At 46.2% G+C, this 17055-nt stretch carries 16 protein-coding genes; 12 read left to right on the top strand and 4 right to left on the bottom strand.

The window, feature by feature from the left end; translation table 11 throughout:
- Positions 1 to 217 precede the first annotated feature (217 nt).
- The gene (gene rlmN, locus QNH15_RS25775) at positions 218 to 1285 is read left to right on the top strand and encodes a dual-specificity RNA methyltransferase RlmN (protein ID WP_283891654.1); all 1068 of its coding nucleotides are present in this window, start codon (positions 218 to 220) and stop codon (positions 1283 to 1285) included.
- Between the two features lie 234 nt (positions 1286 to 1519).
- Positions 1520 to 2002, top strand: coding sequence for a hypothetical protein (locus tag QNH15_RS25770; protein ID WP_283891652.1), 483 nt, complete (start codon positions 1520 to 1522; stop codon positions 2000 to 2002).
- A gap of 58 nt (positions 2003 to 2060) precedes the next feature.
- Here the strand turns inward: QNH15_RS25770 and QNH15_RS25765 are convergent, their stop codons facing one another.
- From QNH15_RS25765 to QNH15_RS25750, 4 genes are all read right to left on the bottom strand, one after another.
- A complete protein-coding gene (locus QNH15_RS25765) occupies positions 2061 to 3953 on the bottom strand; it encodes a PhoX family protein (protein WP_283891650.1) in 1893 nt (630 codons plus the stop codon).
- Positions 3954 to 4074: 121 nt separating this feature from the next.
- The gene (locus QNH15_RS25760) at positions 4075 to 5730 is read right to left on the bottom strand and encodes a glycosyl hydrolase family 28-related protein (RefSeq protein ID WP_283891648.1); all 1656 of its coding nucleotides are present in this window, start codon (positions 5728 to 5730) and stop codon (positions 4075 to 4077) included.
- A 122-nt stretch (positions 5731 to 5852) separates the two neighbouring features.
- Complete coding sequence (locus QNH15_RS25755; RefSeq protein ID WP_061973210.1) at positions 5853 to 6032, bottom strand: small acid-soluble spore protein H; 180 nt, start codon at positions 6030 to 6032, stop codon at positions 5853 to 5855.
- Positions 6033 to 6096: 64 nt separating this feature from the next.
- Positions 6097 to 7395 (bottom strand): NCS2 family permease, encoded by a 1299-nt coding sequence (locus QNH15_RS25750; protein ID WP_283891646.1) that lies wholly within the window; start codon positions 7393 to 7395, stop codon positions 6097 to 6099.
- A gap of 389 nt (positions 7396 to 7784) precedes the next feature.
- Here QNH15_RS25750 and QNH15_RS25745 point away from each other — a divergent pair, with 389 nt between their 5' ends.
- The 10 genes from QNH15_RS25745 (at position 7785) to QNH15_RS25700 (ending at position 17031) form a co-directional block, all read left to right on the top strand.
- Entirely contained in the window at positions 7785 to 8981 is a 1197-nt protein-coding gene (locus tag QNH15_RS25745) for a ParM/StbA family protein (RefSeq protein ID WP_283891644.1), read from the top strand.
- 29 nt (positions 8982 to 9010) lie between these two features.
- Positions 9011 to 9322 (top strand): hypothetical protein, encoded by a 312-nt coding sequence (locus QNH15_RS25740; RefSeq protein WP_283891643.1) that lies wholly within the window; start codon positions 9011 to 9013, stop codon positions 9320 to 9322.
- 278 nt (positions 9323 to 9600) lie between these two features.
- Positions 9601 to 9945: a lmo0954 family membrane protein gene (locus tag QNH15_RS25735; protein WP_061973217.1), complete on the top strand. Its 345-nt coding sequence runs from the start codon at positions 9601 to 9603 to the stop codon at positions 9943 to 9945.
- An 18-nt stretch (positions 9946 to 9963) separates the two neighbouring features.
- Positions 9964 to 10608, top strand: coding sequence for a PspA/IM30 family protein (locus tag QNH15_RS25730; RefSeq protein ID WP_283891642.1), 645 nt, complete (start codon positions 9964 to 9966; stop codon positions 10606 to 10608).
- Between the two features lie 87 nt (positions 10609 to 10695).
- Complete coding sequence (gene liaF / locus QNH15_RS25725) at positions 10696 to 11427, top strand: cell wall-active antibiotics response protein LiaF (protein ID WP_283891641.1); 732 nt, start codon at positions 10696 to 10698, stop codon at positions 11425 to 11427.
- Positions 11424 to 12467 carry a sensor histidine kinase gene (locus QNH15_RS25720; RefSeq protein ID WP_283891639.1) on the top strand — a complete coding sequence of 348 codons (1044 nt, stop codon included), beginning with the start codon at positions 11424 to 11426 and terminating at the stop codon, positions 12465 to 12467. Before liaF ends, QNH15_RS25720 begins: the two co-directional genes overlap by 4 nt.
- Complete coding sequence (locus QNH15_RS25715) at positions 12460 to 13092, top strand: response regulator transcription factor (RefSeq protein ID WP_283891637.1); 633 nt, start codon at positions 12460 to 12462, stop codon at positions 13090 to 13092. Before QNH15_RS25720 ends, QNH15_RS25715 begins: the two co-directional genes overlap by 8 nt.
- Positions 13093 to 13565: 473 nt before the next feature.
- Positions 13566 to 14759 (top strand): glycine C-acetyltransferase, encoded by a 1194-nt coding sequence (locus QNH15_RS25710; RefSeq protein ID WP_283891635.1) that lies wholly within the window; start codon positions 13566 to 13568, stop codon positions 14757 to 14759.
- Between the two features lie 33 nt (positions 14760 to 14792).
- Positions 14793 to 15755: an L-threonine 3-dehydrogenase gene (locus QNH15_RS25705; protein WP_283895766.1), complete on the top strand. Its 963-nt coding sequence runs from the start codon at positions 14793 to 14795 to the stop codon at positions 15753 to 15755.
- Positions 15756 to 15816: 61 nt separating this feature from the next.
- Positions 15817 to 17031: a DEAD/DEAH box helicase gene (locus QNH15_RS25700; RefSeq protein ID WP_283891633.1), complete on the top strand. Its 1215-nt coding sequence runs from the start codon at positions 15817 to 15819 to the stop codon at positions 17029 to 17031.
- The last annotated feature ends 24 nt before the right edge of the window (positions 17032 to 17055 follow it).

The raw sequence follows: 17055 nt of genomic DNA, 5'->3' as shown, positions 1-17055 counted from the left end.
TGAAATATCGGGCATATCGGAGGGCGATACACCAAATCGCTGACCGGGTTTCCATTTTTGTGGAAAGGGGGAAGATATAGATGTGTCAAAGTTGCTCATACTGGGAGTAGCGAAACTCCTCAATGCCTGTTATTGTATGTTAAGATAACAATTGAAAATTAAGACCTTGTCTGTCCCGGTGGCAGTTCAATATAGAATCTGAAAAGAGGGTAACAACATGATGAAGGAATCCATTTATGGATTAACATTCGAACAGCTTTCTGCCTGGCTGCTTGAGCGCGGCATTAAGCCATTTCATGCGGCCCAGGTGTGGGAGCAGCTATATCGAAAACGCGTGACTTCATTTACGGAAATGTCCGGTGTAAAAGAAGAATGTGTGAAGCTTTTGTCCGAACGTTTTTCGTTTCAGACGATGCAGCAGCACGTCAAACAGGAATCAGAAGACGGAACGGTCAAATTCTTGTTTAAATTGCAGGACGGCAATTTGATTGAAACGGTGCTGATGAAGCATAAATATGGATTGTCGGTTTGCGTTACCACCCAGGTTGGCTGCAACATCGGATGCAGCTTCTGTGCAAGCGGTCTGCTGAAGAAAAGCAGAGACCTATCCAGCGGGGAAATCGTGGAGCAGATTATGAATGTCCAGCTGCACCTTGATGAGCGCAACAAGGACGAGAGAGTAAGCCATATTGTGGTCATGGGGATCGGTGAGCCGTTTGACAACTTTGAAAATATGATCGATTTTATTAACGTGGTAATCGATCCTAAAGGACTTGCGATCGGCTCCCGCCGCATTACGGTATCTACCAGCGGGCTGGCGAAAAAAATCCGCGAGTTTGCCGATACGGGGCTTAATGTGAACCTTGCATTGTCGCTGCATGCTCCCAACAACGAGCTGCGCACACGGATCATGAAGATTAATAAGGCGATTCCGCTTGAGCCATTAATGGAAGCCGTCGATTATTATATTACAACCACCAACCGCCGGATTACGATCGAGTACATTCTGCTGCGGGATGTGAATGACCATCAGAAAGAAGCAGAAGAGCTTGCCGATCTGTTTCAGGATAAAAAACAGAAAGTGTATGTGAATCTGATTCCCTACAACCCGGTGGATGAGCATGGCCAATACCAGCGAAGCGAACAGGCTTCCGTTCTGGCGTTTTACGATACGCTGAAAAAGCGCGGCATCAACTGTAAAATCCGCCAGGAGCACGGCACCGATATCGATGCGGCATGCGGCCAGCTGCGAAGCAAGCAGATCAAGAAGGAAAAAGCACAATAAGGATTTTAAAGGCTGAATTTGGTTTCAGCCTTTTTTTATCTTTTGTGAAAATGATGTGTTTGGTGAATAACTGATCAAAAACGGTGAGTTAACTCTATACCATTCTGCCGGTAGTCCAGAAAAGCTGTCAGGGAATTCGGCAGCTACACTGAGCAGGTTAACGCTTAAGGGGGAAAGGGTATAATAACATCAATCATTTATTTATCCCCTGAATACATTTAAAGGAGAAATCGTATGATTCCCAGAACGATAGAAGAACTAGAGGAAATTCGCAAAGAGTGTAGAGCGCTAGTGAACAAGCGGGCATCTGCTTCGGCTGCTGCTTCAATCGTTCCCATTCCCGGCATGGATGTTGGGGCCGATATTACGATCATGATGGAGCTGCTCCCTACGATCAATGAAAAATTTGGCCTGGCACCCAAACAGATTGAAAAACTGGATGCCACGCTGAAGGGAAAAGTCATTGTGGTTCTTACCTCGATGGGAAGCGAGTTTGCCGGCAAGGTGATTACGAAGAAAATGATCGGTCTTCTGTTAAAGAAGGCTGGGAAGAAGATTGCGGTTAAGCAGGTTTCGAAGTTTGTACCTTTGGTGGGACAAGCGGTGGCGGCCGGCATCAGCTTTGGAGCAATGAAATATCTTGGAAACTCCCACGTGGAGGAATGTTATCAAGCCTGCAAAAAGATGATTGAAGACCAGCAGGTACCCGTCGGTTAACAAAAAACACCCCGTATACACCGGACGTATAAATCCAACGTATAGGGGGTGTTTTTATTTATTTTTTAAGTTGGCCAGACGGAAGACCGGAGATATAACCGACACCGCCAGTTTCCTGAATGCCGATTCCTTTTTTCATGGCTTCTTCAAGCTTCGTCTTATCTACTGCTGTAATCTGTTTTCCTTCCAAATCCTCACCTGGGTGCTGGAAGTTGCTGAGAACATAGCGTGAGTTCTTCACGTGGTCCACTGCACGTAAGCCGGTGGCTTCTGCTCCAACAGGTACAGATAAGATTCTTGATAGTTTCTTTGTTTTCACATTGTAGGCCCAAACAAAGTTATTCGTATGGTGTGCGCTGTCTTCACCAATGAACAGAGTGTTCATGTCGTCAGAAAAGCTCAAGTTGTCAGGGTTGGCTACTTTATTTGGATTCGCTGTATTTCCATAGGCATCCGCTTTAGGATAATCTTCACCGACCAACAGGCCATTCATGCTCGAAGGCACATACTTGCTGTCAATGTGTCCTTTTTTATGATCTTTTTCACCAGGATTCAAATCCAGTTCAAAGGTAACACCTGAGTCAATGACCGGAAGCTGGATATCATCCTGAACCCCGTCGATTTCTTCTTTTTTCATACTGTTGTTTTCATAGGAGATGGCAATATAGGCTTTGTTGTCCGCTTTATTTACTGCGATGCCTTCCATCTTGTTGAATTCGGAGGTTGCCCCAAGCAGTGCACCATATCGGCGGGATTCCAGGAATGCAGCTGCTTTTTCCATGCCCGGCTTCACTTTCAGGTACTCCACTTTTTTGCTTGCTGCGGTTTTCACGGCTTTAAAGCCGGGTGCAAGCTTGTCTGATGTTTCAAAGATATCGCTGAACTTGGTGCCTTTGTCGATGATTCTCTTTACTTCTTTATCCGTAGAGTGGCCAAGCTTAATCCACTGCAGATCTCCTGCTCCACCGTTGGCCGTTGAAGTCTGCTTGAATTTTGCCGCATAAAGTGTGCCTGCAGAGAAGTCACGCTTTTTATCAGCAACATACATAAACATCATGGTATTGCCGCCGTCATCTCCGAAAAGTGCGGTCTTTTGGTCTGGAAGCACCTGCATGATCTCATGAGAGAACCGGCCTGTACTATAATGCTTTACAACCGCTGCCTTACCATTTGGATGTACGGAAATCTCAGGAATCCATCCGTAAAAATAAGGATTGGCTTTGGATGCATCACCAAAATACTGTTTGGCAAAGTTGGTGACGTCACGGTAGGAAGAGGAAGCTGGATCTTCAAATGCTCTTGCATCCGGTTCATATTCTTCAGACCCGAGATGAGTTCCCCATTCTGTTGTTGATCCATTACATGGTGTCCATAGTCCGTTTACATTAGAGAAATCAATCTTTTTTGCATGATTTACGGTAAGCTTGCCGGTCTTCTTATCCCGGTCTACTTGTGTCAATGTCATGGACGCAGGAAGGCCGCTAATCTCTTTTCCGGAATTGTCCATTGAATCATACTCATAGTGAGAGATGATATAGTCTTTTCCAGCAATGGTGATGAAGCTGTTGGAATCGGGTGCATCAGAAATGTAATAAGACGGCTTGTCCGGAACACTGCGGTCAATGATTGGGTTACCTTTAGCGTCTATTGGAGTGCCGGCTGGTATCTTTTCGCCTTTGTTGTCTACAATTTTATCCTTTGATAAGAAGAGCTGGTTGTAGTCTAGAGGCATTTCTTTCACTTTACCATTTTTATAAGTAATTTTTACTTTGGCGTCTGTGTAGGTTTTGACCATGTTTTCGATGGTGCTGGGGGCTTTCATTGATGAAAATTCGATGTTCTTGATTTGATTGTGTTTTTGCTTGTCATGATGATTATGCTCAGCGAATACAGGAATGGCGCTTGAAGCCATAATGGCTAATGATAATCCGACTGTGATACCTTTTTTCATGGTTCATCCTCCCTAACGAGTGTGATTCGTACTCATTAAACCACTTTACTGTTAAGGAGGTATGAAGAAAAGGGGATTAGTGTTGGCGTTTCGTAAAGAAATCATGACAAAGCTTATACATTTAATTCTGATTGCCCACTGCAATGGGTGTCTTGTAGCCTAAGGCATGAAATTCCGAGATTTTTGGCTCTGACTGCCTGGCCACCAGTCCCTCTCTCCCTTTCTCGCACACGGCCTGAACGTTACTAATCTTGATTTGCTGGATTCCGGGGCCGATATGCAGAGCGGTAGGTGCTGAATCCTGAATGGTCACGTTGCGGATCTCTACAGCATCTGCCCCATGGCCACCGCCAAATACTTTGATGTCTTCCCCTGCGGTTTTAAAATGCTTGATGTCCAGCCCGTTTAATATAATATTCCGCGAACGGTATTGCACGGCAATGACCGGCTCTCCGCGGTAATCGTAGTCAGGGTCTCCAACGACGGTAAAGTGATTGATCACCACATTTCTGTAGGCAGAAATGACCATCGCCCTTGGCGTGGAATCCTTGTATAAAGGCGTTCTTATCGGAGCCACCGCGACAATATGGCTCGCTTTTATATTATAGGCGGTCATCGACTCTGGATCGGTTTCGATGTGATGGCCGATATGCCTGAAGTTATATGAGCGGTTGTCATGAATGGACAGGTGCCCGATAATCTGTGTGTTGCTTGCGGCTGCCGAATTATAATGAGCTTTGATTTCCACACCGCCGAAGCAGCGGGTTGTTGAATTGTTCACGAGGGTGACGTTCCTGGAGCCATCATCGACCTCGATCCCGTTGGAATTTGAAAATCCTTCTTTGTGCGCCCGGCCGCTTGGATCACACATATGGCAGTTTGAAATTAGAATATTATCGCTATGATGGGTGGTAATTCCATCATCCCCAAAGCCATACCCATTTAACTGATCGAGCCAGATGTACCGGCTGCTCCTTCTGGCCCTTGTGCCATCCCCAAAATACGTGTAAACCGCAGAGGACACATCAAAACAGTGCAGTCCCGGGTTGATTCCTTCGACATCCTTCACCCACCCGTAGGTGACGTGTGCAAAGGTGAGACAGCTTGATTGATTGTTTCCGGATGCTGTCCGTTTATTGGGACCTAATCGTTCGACGTTCCAATCCAGACTCATACCCTGGACAAAAACATGGTGGCTGCCTCTCCATCGCCCCGAATTGGTGAGCAGCTGCCGGCTTCTGGGTGCGCGGTCATGAAGCTTGATTACGGTTGTTCCTTTACCGGATCCAACGAACATCGTCCATGAAGGAAGCCGGATGCCTTTTGTGATAAACATGCCTTCAGGCACAATAACTTTTACCTTTCCATGGCCGATCGCTTTTTTGAACGCTTCCGTATCATCGGTTACTCCATCGCCCGCTGCGCCAAACTCTTTGACATTAACCTCCCTGGTAATTTCGTTTTGAAGTCTGCTAAACTCCTGATCGAGTTCCTTTTTCCATGAGGGAAAAATCGTGTCCTGCCCATCGGTCTCCACCATTGGCATGTCTTCGAGATGTTTGTCCCATGACGTCGACAGCAGAATTCGCGGAAAGCCGTGCAGCAATTTTTTTAACGAGAATAACGAGGAATGCAGCACGGCAGGCAAGGGTTTCAGTTCCTGAAAAAGAGTGTCTGTCTGTCCGATCACGTTTTTCAGGTTCTGTTTTTGGCTGAAATAGGAGGCAATCAGCTCCTTGTTTTCCAGTGGATTATGTTTTTTATCTAATGTCAGCATGCATGCTTCACCTCAGCTCAAACGATATTATCTTTCCTGTACCTTCTATTCCCGTTTTTTTCTCCAAATGAATCGCCATTCCTTCTAAAGGCATAAGAAAACCCCTTCAGATGAAGGGGGGATTAATGCTCAGTTAAGCTGCCCAGTGAAACCTGCTGCTCGTTTTCAGGCTGCCCGAGCGGATAGATGCGGGCGGTTTCTCCTTGTTCGTCGACATGCTGGATATATACTGGCACGCCATCTAAGGTCACGTTTGCCATCACAGGAGAAGACGCAATTTCTTGTGCGCGTTGCTTGTTCATTTAAAAAAACCTCCTTTTTCGTCCTTACTATGGCCGGGGAGGAGGTTTTTTATACGAGATGAATTTATTGTGCCAAAAAGATCAGCTGATATAAAAACAGCACGGCGAACACGTAGACAAGCGGATGTACTTCCCGTATTTTTCCTTTGGCAAATTTCATGATCGGATAGGATATGAACCCAAGGGCAATTCCGTTGGCGATGCTGGATGTCAGCGGCATGCTGACGATGACGAGAAAAGCCGGGAAGGCTTCATCGAAGTCATTCCAGTCAATTTCCGATATACTTTTAATCATAAAGCTGCCGACAATGATTAAGCTTGGTGCGGTAATGGCAGGAACAGCAGAAACAGCGCTGACGAGCGGTCCGAAAAACGCGGCGATCAGAAACAGGATGACGACGGTTACTCCGGTTAAGCCTGTTTTCCCGCCTGTACCGACTCCGGCCGAGGATTCCACCGTTGCTGCCGTTGGGCTGGTCCCGAACATGGCACCAACCGCTGTACCGATTGAATCAGAAAAGAAGGCACTGCCTGCACGGTCGAGTTTGCCGTTCTTCAGCAGTCCTGCCTGGCGTACGATGCCGAGAAGAGCGCCGGTTGTATCAAAAAGCATAACCAGAAGGAATGAAAACACAACGCTGTACAATCCGTAGTGAATGACATCGGCCACCGACTGGATGGGATTATAGACGAGCACTCCTTCAGGAAGGTGCGGCACGGAAAGAAATCCTTTATCAAAATTTAACCGTCCGGTGAAAAAGGCGATGATGCCTGTAATAATCATGCCGATAAAAAGGGCACCCTGCACGTTGAGTGTCATTAATGTAATAGTGATGACAATTCCGATCAATGTCAGCGCCACTTTCGGCGAGCTAAAGTCTCCAAGCGTTACGAGATTGGTTGGATGATCGGCGACAATGCCGGACAGGCGCAGTCCGATAAAGGTAATGAACAGTCCGATGCCGGCTGCAATTGCATGTTTTAAATTGGATGGTATAGCATTAATCAGCTTGGCCCGGAATGACGTCAAGGACAAGATTAGAAAAATAATGCCTGTGATAAAAACCGCCGAGAATCCAATGGCATAGGAAATGTTATGGCTGCTGATGACCGAGTAGGCAAAATAAGCGTTCAGCCCCATGGATGGACCAATGATAATTGGGTAGTTTGCGAAAAATGCCATACACAGTGTTCCCACGACCGTAGCTATAATGGTAGCGGTAAAGCCTTGCTCGAACGGCACGCCCGCATCTTTTAAAATCATTGGATTAACAACAATAATATAGGCCAAGGTTAAAAAGGTGGTAATACCAGCCAGGAATTCCGTTCGTATGGTGGTATTCCGCTCCTTAAGTTTAAACATATTGACACTCCTAACTTCAATTTCATTCTATTTAAAAAGGTGCCACTAACAAATAGACTTCTCCATTACGGGTTCAAGGTAAACCTAAAAAATTACTTTACCACAAAAAAGAGGCAAATGGAGTGAGGAAGTTTTTCCAAGAAAACATTCAGAAACTTCTGAGCGGAGTATTTCTTTAAAATAGAAGGTGTTACTCTAAAATTGTCAAATATTATTAAGTAGAGGAGTGTCGGAATCTATTCAAATCGTTCGAAGTTCTATATAGTAGAACTTCAGCCACTATTATTTCAGACTCTCTTCTTTAACAGCATACATATTTTAACGTATGGCTGAGTAATACCTTGTGCCACCAGGTAGTTTTAGATAAAATATTAGGAGGAATAGATACTATGCAATATCATTTTTTAGTAGGTAATGACAACGGAAACAGCGAGCATGATATTTATATTGATGGACGTTTGTTTCAACAGCCGAACGTCAACTGCGCAGTGGACCAGCTGCCTTGGAGCGAAGAGCAGGCTCCTGAAACCATCGTACGCAACCTTCAGGAAAACCTGATTGTAACGATTGATTCTCCTGCTGCACGTGCGGGTATGTACTATGTGGGCAAGTTCGCGCTTGAGAGCGGCGAGCTGATTGAAAACATCCAGGTGGGTGTGGACTACAAATACGAGATTGACCTTCCAGTCGTTAACACGCTTGCTCAAATTGCAGCTGTAGCGGTTCAAAAAGGATTTGCAGAAGAAAAGAAGCTGCCTGCCTCCATCGATGTATCGGCCGATATGGCAACTGCACTTCCGATTACCCAGCATTCTGACGAATCTGCAGCAAAATTTGAAAAGCGCTTCATGAATGGCCCGCACCACGTAACTGTTCATGTGGGCAAACAGCGTGTAGCTGTAAAAGTAGAATTTGAGTTTGTAAAAGTTATTCCTGAAGCAACTCCAGTAACTTTCTCTCTTCAAAAAGATGCAGATGGCAACTGGAGAAAAGGCGATATTTTTGATGCTTTTATTGAAGAAAATGATCTTCCGAAAAACTTTAACGGAAGCTTCTTTAAAAACAAACGAATCCTTCACACGGATATTGGCGACGGTTCAACCGAGTATCCAATTACAGAAGGAAATAAATTTTTGCGCCAGTTCGTGCACGGTACCAACCACGGTGCAGGGTATGCGATCGAGGAAGCGCTCAGCGAGTTTAACCGCCTGATCCACCTTCCGGACAGCCCGCGTCAATTTTTCAGTGACGTGATCAAAAACCCGAACCACAAATATCATGCGCGTGCGATGAACACGTTGAAAAGACCGCTTGAAGGACAAGCGCGCCAGATCATCAACAATATCCGCAAGCAATTGACAAAAGCCAGAAACGAAATCGATTTGATCTGCGTATACGGCGGCGGAAGCATTCTTATGCAGCCGATCCTTGCTCCGATGCTAAAGGAACTTTGTGAAGAGCGCGAAATCCAGCTTCTTTACATCCCTGCAAAATATGCAGTAACGATGAATGCGAACGGACTGGATGCGTTTGTACGCGGAAAAATCTACGGTGCGATCAAAGACCGCGCGAAACAGCCGGTTTAAGTTTTAATTTTAAATGGTAAGGGGGTGTAATGATGAAGAAACAAAAAAAGCCAGGCGATAATATTTCATTGAAGACGAAAAAAAATGAAGCCCCCGCCATTATTGACTGGATCAACTCACAAACGAACCTGATGGATTCCATCCGCTATCTCGTCGAAAATGAAATTAAAGCCAACGGTGTGCGAAACCTTCAGCAGCATGTGCCTGCTGACCGGGGCTTTGCCTTCGGGGATGAAGACCAAGGTATGGTGCAGGAAGATCCGAAGCATTCACCGGAATATGATAATGTCACCGATGATGAGGAAGAAATCGACGAGGACGATATTGAGTCCTGGACATAATAAGAATACTGAACTTGAAAGCCGGCTTGGGAGATATACTCCTGAGCCGGCTTTTTTTTGCAGATTTGTCTGTGTACCGATTTTTCGGCAAAGTTGCCCGCAAACTCCGAAAACCTGCCTGAACACCCCGCAAACACACTCTCATCACCCTCCAAAATCCCCCCTTCCCTCGTTCACTATGAAAATACGCCTCAAGTCTTAGCAGAAATATAGCTGGAGTACATTATAGGAAAATTCGCCAGAAGGTAAGCTAGATTTAAGAAAGGAGGAAACAACAAATGAAAAAATTTGGTTTGTTTTTACTCGGAGGCATTGCGGCGGTTATCCTGCTGGCGAACCTCGGACCGATGATCGGCCTCGCGATCGGGCTGGTGATTCTATATTTTGCCGTCAAAGGCTTCATGAAGGCGGAAACGACATCCAAGAAAGTAATCTGGGCCGTAATCGGCATAATCGCGGCGTGCTCCGCTATATCCAATATTCCGGCATTGCTGGGAATTGCAGCAGTTTATGTACTATACGTGGTGTATAAGAGCTGGAGCGGGAAAAAACAGGATTCGAACGATGACAGTGACCCATTTGTAAACTTTGAAAAACAATGGGCAGAAATGAACAGAAACTAACAAAAGGAGAGAGGATTAATGAGTACATTGTTTACAAGAATCAAGAATTCTATTGCGGCGGATTTTCATGAAATGCTGGATCAAAAAGAACAGAAAAACCCGATTGCCCTGCTCAACCAATATTTACGGCAGTGCGAGCAGGAAGCGGACCGGGTCAGAAAGCTGGTGGAACGCCAATATACGCTGACTGAGGAATTTACAAAAGAACATCGGGAAGCAAAGGCCCACGCAGAAAAACGAAAGCGGCAGGCGGATTTGGCACTTCAAGCCGGTGAAAGCGAGCTGCATGAATTTGCAGTGGCTGAACAGCAGCAATACGAGGAACGTGCAGGCCGGCTGAATCAATCAAGAGAAGAAGCGGCACGCGAGCTTCAAAATTTGGAGCAAAAGTTTGAGCAAATGAAGCATAAATTAAAGGATATGTATGTGAAACGCATGGAATTAATGGGCCGTGAGAATATTGCCCGGGCAAACCGGGGCATGAACAAGGTGCTTGATGCGAGTGCAGGCGCTAAGCCGGGGCTGCGTTTCGATGAAATGGAGCGTTATCTTGAGCGGCTTGAGCATCAAGTCAATTCCGACTACCACCGCAACACGATCGATGAGCGTTTTGCCCAGCTTGAAAAACAATGGGAAAATAAAGAAAAACCTACGATTTCCTGAGATAAAAATGGTATTCTAAAAGGCGTAGAGCTCTGCGCCTTTTAGGAATATTTAGGAGCCGGAGACTGAGAGAGAAGGGGGTGCACCATGTTTAGCGGTAAGAAAACAGATTTAATCAGCTGGCTACTATTGATCGGTCTATTTCTTCTTATTCTTGAACTTATTTTTCGCGGCGGCGAACTGATTTTCATTTTTGCCGTTATGGCAGGCTGCATCTATGTTGGAGGGAAAAGAAGGACTCGGACATTCGGGAAGCTCCTCTATTGGGGAGGATGGTTTGGAGCAGCAGTTACATTGCTGAATATGATGGCATTCAAATTTGTGCTTGTTGCTATTCTCATTTATCTGCTGATCCAGGTGTATCAGAACAAAAAACGGCCGGCATGGATTAAGCCGGAAATCAGAGATCCGGATTCCAGGCTGTCCGAGTCACTCTTTAAAAAGAAAAATCTATTTAAAAACATTGTGTACGGACCTCAGCAAACCCCGGACCATGTGTACGAGTGGGAAGATATTAATATTCAATGCGGAATCGGCGACACGGTCATTGATCTCAGCAATACGGTCCTCCCTGAGGGCGAGTCAGTAATCACGGTTCGAAACATTGTCGGCAATATCAAAATTTTCGTTCCGTACGAAGTGGCGGTCAGCGTCCATCACTCAGTGCTTGCAGGCAACGCGACCATTTTTGATATCCATGAACCGAAAGTGTTTAATCAGCTTTTTTCCTACCATACAGATAACTACTATGAAGCGTCACAGCGGATTAAGATCATCACGACGTTGGCGGTTGGGGATTTAGAGGTGAAGCGGACATGAGTATGTTAATGCGCAGTGTCGTCATATCCCTTGCCATCGCTTTTGTCGTTATGTTGGTGATCTTCATTACGGTGTTTATGGCGTTTCCCCTGCCTGATGTCTCTTATTTATGGGAGCAGCATCTGTTCAGCCTGCCGTTTATAGTGGTTGTTCCTGCCCTGAGCCTTGTTATTGGCGGTTTTTTTGGTTTGTTTCAGGGCATCACTGCACGCCGGCAGCTGAAGCAGGTGGAAGAAGGATTGCGGGAAATCGAGAACGGCAGACCCATCTATCTTCCGGTGGTGTCCGAGGGCACGGAAGTGGATGCGCTCTGGAAACGGATGAAAAATGTTCAGCGCCATGCTGCCGAGCAGGCAAGGGCATCCCAGAAGCTGGCGAATGAGAAAGCGGAAGACCAGGAAAAAGTCATTCAGGAAATGATCTCAAGAGAACGGCACCGTTTGGCAAGGGAACTGCATGATTCCGTCAGCCAGCAGTTGTTTGCCGCCTCTATGCTGATGTCCGCCATTAATGAATCCAAAGATCCGGATGCACCCGAAAACCGTCAGCTCAATTTGGTGGAGCAGATGATTCATCAGTCCCAGCTGGAGATGAGAGCCTTATTGCTCCATCTTCGCCCTGCCGCTTTGAAAGGAAAGTCATTGCAGGAAGGAATTAAAGAGCTGCTCGATGAACTGACTCAAAAAGTACCGATTGACATTCATGAAAAAATTGAAGACATGCGTTTGGATAAAGGTGTGGAAGACCATCTGTTTCGAATTTTGCAGGAGTCGGTTTCCAATACATTAAGGCACGCAAAAGCCACCTCGCTGGAGATTTTGCTGATCGAGCGGGAAGGCCTGATTATTTTACGGGTGTCCGATAATGGCGTTGGGTTTGCACTTGATGAAAATAAAGCAGGCTCATACGGTTTGCAAAATATGCAGGAACGGGCGCTGGAAATTGGCGGTACGTTAAAAGTGGTGAGTCTGCCCGACAAAGGGACCCGACTGGAAGTTAAAGTACCTGTAATTTCGATGGAGGAGGATCAAAATGATTAAAGTATTGTTTGCGGATGATCATGAAATGGTGAGGATCGGTGTTTCATCCTACCTTTCCGCCCAGCAGGACCTGACCGTGGTCGGTGAGGCGGAAAATGGAAAAAAGGCCGTAGAGCTGGCTCTTGAGCTGCGTCCGGATGTGATCTTGATGGATCTTGTTATGAATGAAATGGATGGCATTGAGGCAACCAAAAAGATTATCGAACAATGGCCCGAAGCCAAAATCATTATTGTCACCAGCTTTCTGGATGATGAAAAAGTGTATCCCGCCATTGAGGCCGGTGCGGTAAGCTATATGCTAAAAACCTCCAAAGCCAGCGAGATTGCGGATGCGGTTCGAAATACATATTATGGCCAGTCCGTTCTGGAGCCCGAAGTGACAGGCAAAATGATGAACCGCATGCGGCAAAGGAATAAGCAGCACCCACATGAGGAGCTGACAAGCCGAGAACTGGAGGTGCTGCTTCTCATGACAGAGGGGAAATCCAATCAGGAAATCGCCGATGCCCTGTTCATCGCCCAAAAAACCGTCAAAGTTCACGTAAGCAACATCTTGAGCAAACTCGACGTACAAGACCGCACCCAAGCCGTCATCTATGCGTTTAAACATAATCTTGTGAAATAAGGGTGTTAAATTAATGCTTGTAGAATTTGGAGGAGCTTTTAAAACTCTTCATTGACCAGTTGATTGTAGTGAAAGGTGCGAGACTCCTACGGGAAATGCGTGACAGGTGAGACCCGCAGGCGCTTGCGCCGAGGGGCTCAGCGCACGCCCCGTGGAAAGCGAGCATCCTGGAACAGAAATCAACTACCCACATAAACAACATAGAATACTAAATTCTCCGCCGAGCATTCTCCAGATGCCGGCGGTTTTTTTGCGTTCACCGATAAATCCTTGAGAAACGGGGAATAAAATAGTAGACAGAGAAGTGTGAATATTGTCCACATGATGTAAACAAAACCGAAATATGATAATATAATTTAAGAACGAGATACTTATCATCACTGGCTAAACTCTGAATAAAAGTGTTTTTCTCACGTGTACATTTGTTCAGACTCACATAACATATTTTTTTATCCATGAAAGGAGAGTAATGTATGTCAAGTCATGTACTGGACCAATTTTTACAAGAAAACCTTGGAGATTTAAAAGAAAAAGGGCTTTATAACGTGATTGATCCGCTTCAAAGTGCGAACGGACCGGTGATCAAGGTTGGCGGAAATGAACTGATCAACCTCTCTTCCAACAACTATCTTGGATTGGCGACGGATGAGCGCCTGAAGAAAGCTGCCAAAGAGGCCATTGAAGAATATGGTGTTGGTGCAGGGGCAGTGCGTACCATCAACGGTACGATGGAGCTTCATTTGAAGCTTGAAGAGAAGCTGGCGGAATTCAAACATACGGAAGCCGCGATCGCCTATCAGTCCGGTTTCAACTGCAACATGGCTGCCATCTCTGCTGTCATGGATAAAAATGACGTAATCCTTTCTGATGAATTAAACCATGCTTCCATTATCGATGGTTGCCGTTTATCAAAAGCAAAGATTATCCGGGTGAACCATTCCGACATGGAAGATCTTCGTGCGAAAGCGAAGGAAGCCAAGGAATCCGGCTTATATAACAAAATCATGGTCATTACCGACGGTGTTTTCTCCATGGACGGAGATATTGCCAAACTGCCTGAAATCGTGGAAATTGCAGAAGAATTTGACCTGATTACGTATGTGGATGATGCCCACGGTTCCGGCGTGCTGGGCAATGGCGCAGGAACGGTGAAGCACTTTGGGCTGTCCGACCGAGTAGATTTCCAAATCGGTACACTTTCAAAGGCAATTGGTGTGGTCGGAGGATATGTGGCCGGCAAGAAGGATTTGATCGACTGGCTCAAAGTCAGAAGCCGTCCATTCCTATTCTCGACCTCCCTTACTCCAGGAGATGTGGCCGCTTGTACAAAAGCCATCGAAATCCTGACTTCCAGCACAGAGCTGCAGGAACGTCTTTGGGAAAACAGCAAATACTTAAAACATGGTCTTGAAAAGCTCGGTTTTGATATTGGGAACAGCGAAACACCTATTACACCGGTCATCATTGGGGATGAAGTGAAGACGCAGGAATTCAGTAAAAAGCTGAACGAAGAAGGCGTATATGCCAAGTCCATTGTTTTTCCTACCGTACCCAGAGGGACGGGCCGAGTAAGAAATATGCCTACTGCCGCCCATACAAAGGAAATGCTCGACCAAGCTCTTGCCATTTACGCAAAAGTCGGCAAGCAGATGGGGATTATCTCCTGATCGCACAACCGGCATAGATTTGGAGGAATTATGATGAAGAAGATTCTGATTACAGGGGCGCTTGGCCAAATCGGTTCAGAGCTGGTCATGCATGCCCGTAACATATATGGAAATGACAATGTTATTGCAACGGATATCCGTAAAACCGACAGCGCGGTCGTCCATTCGGGACCATTTGAAGTGCTGGACGTTACCGATCCGCAAGCGATGGCGAGCATTACAAAAAAACATCAGGCAGATACCATTATCCACCTTGCAGCCCTGCTCTCTGCCACAGCAGAAGCAAAGCCTTTGCTCGCATGGAACCTGAATATGGGTGGTCTGGTGAATGCGCTGGAAGTGGCCAAAGAAATGAACTGCCAGTTCTTCACGCCAAGCTCCATTGGCGCTTTTGGCCCGTCTACGCCGAAGGACCAGACACCGCAGGATACGATTCAGCGTCCGACCACGATGTACGGAGTCAACAAAGTAGCTGGTGAGTTGCTGTGTGACTATTATTACAACAAGTTTGGACTGGATACACGGGGTCTCCGTTTCCCTGGGTTAATTTCATATGTAACACCTCCTGGGGGCGGAACAACCGATTATGCGGTTGAAATTTATTATGAAGCGGTACGCAAGGGAAGCTATACCTCTTTCATTGATGCAGAAACCTACATGGATATGATGTACATGCCGGATGCGTTAAATGCGATCATCAACCTGATGGAAGCAGACCCTTCCAAGCTGGTACACCGCAATTCGTTTAACGTGTCGGCCATGAGCGTGGAACCAGAACAAATCGCAGCATCGATCAAAAAGCAGATGCCTTCCTTTACGATGGATTATGATGTGGATCCAATCAGACAGGCGATTGCCGAAAGCTGGCCGAACCACATCGATTCATCTGCTGCTGCCAATGAATGGGGCTTTAAAACAGACTATAATTTAGATAAAATGACAGCAGATATGCTGTCAAAGCTTACTGATAAGCTGAACAACAAAGTGGCAAATTAAATACCAAAGAAGAAGGAAGCCTGAACTGGCTTCCTTTTTTAGAACGGAAAGGAGTACATAAATGGCTGATTTTAACTTCATGCATCTGAACCCGCGGCTCTTGGAATCACTGAAGAACCAGGGGATTTACGAGCCGACGCCGATCCAGGAACAGGTTATCCCTCTTCTATTGGAGGGAACGGATGTGATCGCCAAGTCACAGACCGGAACAGGGAAAACCATGGCATTTGCCTTGCCTGTTCTGCAGCGGATAGATCCGGAAGTCAAAAATGTCCAAGCATTGATTGTGGCACCAACAAGAGAACTGGCCATCCAGGTGGCGGAGGAAGTAAGAAAATTAAGTGAACCGATGGGCATTGACGTTTTATCCGTGTATGGAGGACAGGATGTAGTAGCGCAAATCCATAAGCTCGGCGGTCACGTGCAGATCATTATTGCTACCCCAGGCCGCCTTCTGGACCATGTCAGGAGGGGCACAGTGGATTTATCGCAAACCTCCATGCTTGTTCTAGATGAAGCCGACCAAATGCTTCATATCGGATTTCTTGAAGACGTGGAAGAAATTATCCGGCAGACATCCAAAGAGCGCCAAACGATGCTTTTTTCCGCTACAATGCCTCCTGAGATTGTAAAACTGGCAGAAACCTATTTAAACCACCCGAAAGAGATTTCCATACGAAAAAAGGAAATCACCGTGAAAGAAATCAGGCAGCGGGTTATAGAAACAACCGACCGCTCCAAGCAGGATGACTTAAAAAAACTGCTTCGGATGCACCGGCCGTATCTGGCAATCATTTTTTGCCGTACGAAACGCAGAGTGAGTAAATTGTATGAAGCCTTGAGGGAAGCCGGGCTTGAAGCGGACGAACTGCACGGAGATCTTTCACAGGCTAAGCGGGAAGCAGCGATGCAGCGCTTCAGGCAGGGAGAGACCCGTTTTCTTATTGCAACCGATGTGGCTGCACGGGGACTGGATGTCGAGGGCGTTACTCATGTGATTAACTATGATATTCCCCATGATACCGAAAGCTATATTCACCGGATCGGACGTACAGGGCGTGCAGGCAGCAAGGGGCTTGCGATCACCCTGGTTGCTCAAAAGGACCGAAGGTATCTTGAGCTGATCGAAAAAGGAATCCGGCAGCCGATCCAAAAGCAAGTACTGGAAAAGCCGGAACGGAAGGATATCATCTCACCAGAAGCGAAAAAAATTGGGCAGAACCCCCGTAAGCCATATCAATCAAGCTTTAAAAAAGGCAAAAGGCCCCGGAGGTAATGACTCATATGGGAGCAATGATCT

Source organism: Fictibacillus enclensis, from assembly GCF_030123385.1.
Lineage (GTDB): Bacteria > Bacillota > Bacilli > Bacillales > Fictibacillaceae > Fictibacillus_C > Fictibacillus_C enclensis.
Note: the sequence above shows the minus strand (reverse complement) of the source record. Positions and strands in the feature narration are given on the sequence as shown.

Excerpts from the sequence above, each read along its gene's own strand:
- rlmN (WP_283891654.1), top strand. The coding sequence starts at position 218 with ATGATGAAGGAATCCATTTATGGATTAACATTCGAACAGCTTTCTGCC.
- QNH15_RS25770 (WP_283891652.1), top strand. The coding sequence starts at position 1,520 with ATGATTCCCAGAACGATAGAAGAACTAGAGGAAATTCGCAAAGAGTGT.
- QNH15_RS25765 (WP_283891650.1), bottom strand. The coding sequence starts at position 3,953 with ATGAAAAAAGGTATCACAGTCGGATTATCATTAGCCATTATGGCTTCA.
- QNH15_RS25760 (WP_283891648.1), bottom strand. The coding sequence starts at position 5,730 with ATGCTGACATTAGATAAAAAACATAATCCACTGGAAAACAAGGAGCTG.
- QNH15_RS25755 (WP_061973210.1), bottom strand. The coding sequence starts at position 6,032 with ATGAACAAGCAACGCGCACAAGAAATTGCGTCTTCTCCTGTGATGGCA.
- QNH15_RS25750 (WP_283891646.1), bottom strand. The coding sequence starts at position 7,395 with ATGTTTAAACTTAAGGAGCGGAATACCACCATACGAACGGAATTCCTG.
- QNH15_RS25745 (WP_283891644.1), top strand. The coding sequence starts at position 7,785 with ATGCAATATCATTTTTTAGTAGGTAATGACAACGGAAACAGCGAGCAT.
- QNH15_RS25740 (WP_283891643.1), top strand. The coding sequence starts at position 9,011 with ATGATGAAGAAACAAAAAAAGCCAGGCGATAATATTTCATTGAAGACG.
- QNH15_RS25735 (WP_061973217.1), top strand. The coding sequence starts at position 9,601 with ATGAAAAAATTTGGTTTGTTTTTACTCGGAGGCATTGCGGCGGTTATC.
- QNH15_RS25730 (WP_283891642.1), top strand. The coding sequence starts at position 9,964 with ATGAGTACATTGTTTACAAGAATCAAGAATTCTATTGCGGCGGATTTT.
- liaF (WP_283891641.1), top strand. The coding sequence starts at position 10,696 with ATGTTTAGCGGTAAGAAAACAGATTTAATCAGCTGGCTACTATTGATC.
- QNH15_RS25720 (WP_283891639.1), top strand. The coding sequence starts at position 11,424 with ATGAGTATGTTAATGCGCAGTGTCGTCATATCCCTTGCCATCGCTTTT.
- QNH15_RS25715 (WP_283891637.1), top strand. The coding sequence starts at position 12,460 with ATGATTAAAGTATTGTTTGCGGATGATCATGAAATGGTGAGGATCGGT.
- QNH15_RS25710 (WP_283891635.1), top strand. The coding sequence starts at position 13,566 with ATGTCAAGTCATGTACTGGACCAATTTTTACAAGAAAACCTTGGAGAT.
- QNH15_RS25705 (WP_283895766.1), top strand. The coding sequence starts at position 14,793 with ATGAAGAAGATTCTGATTACAGGGGCGCTTGGCCAAATCGGTTCAGAG.
- QNH15_RS25700 (WP_283891633.1), top strand. The coding sequence starts at position 15,817 with ATGGCTGATTTTAACTTCATGCATCTGAACCCGCGGCTCTTGGAATCA.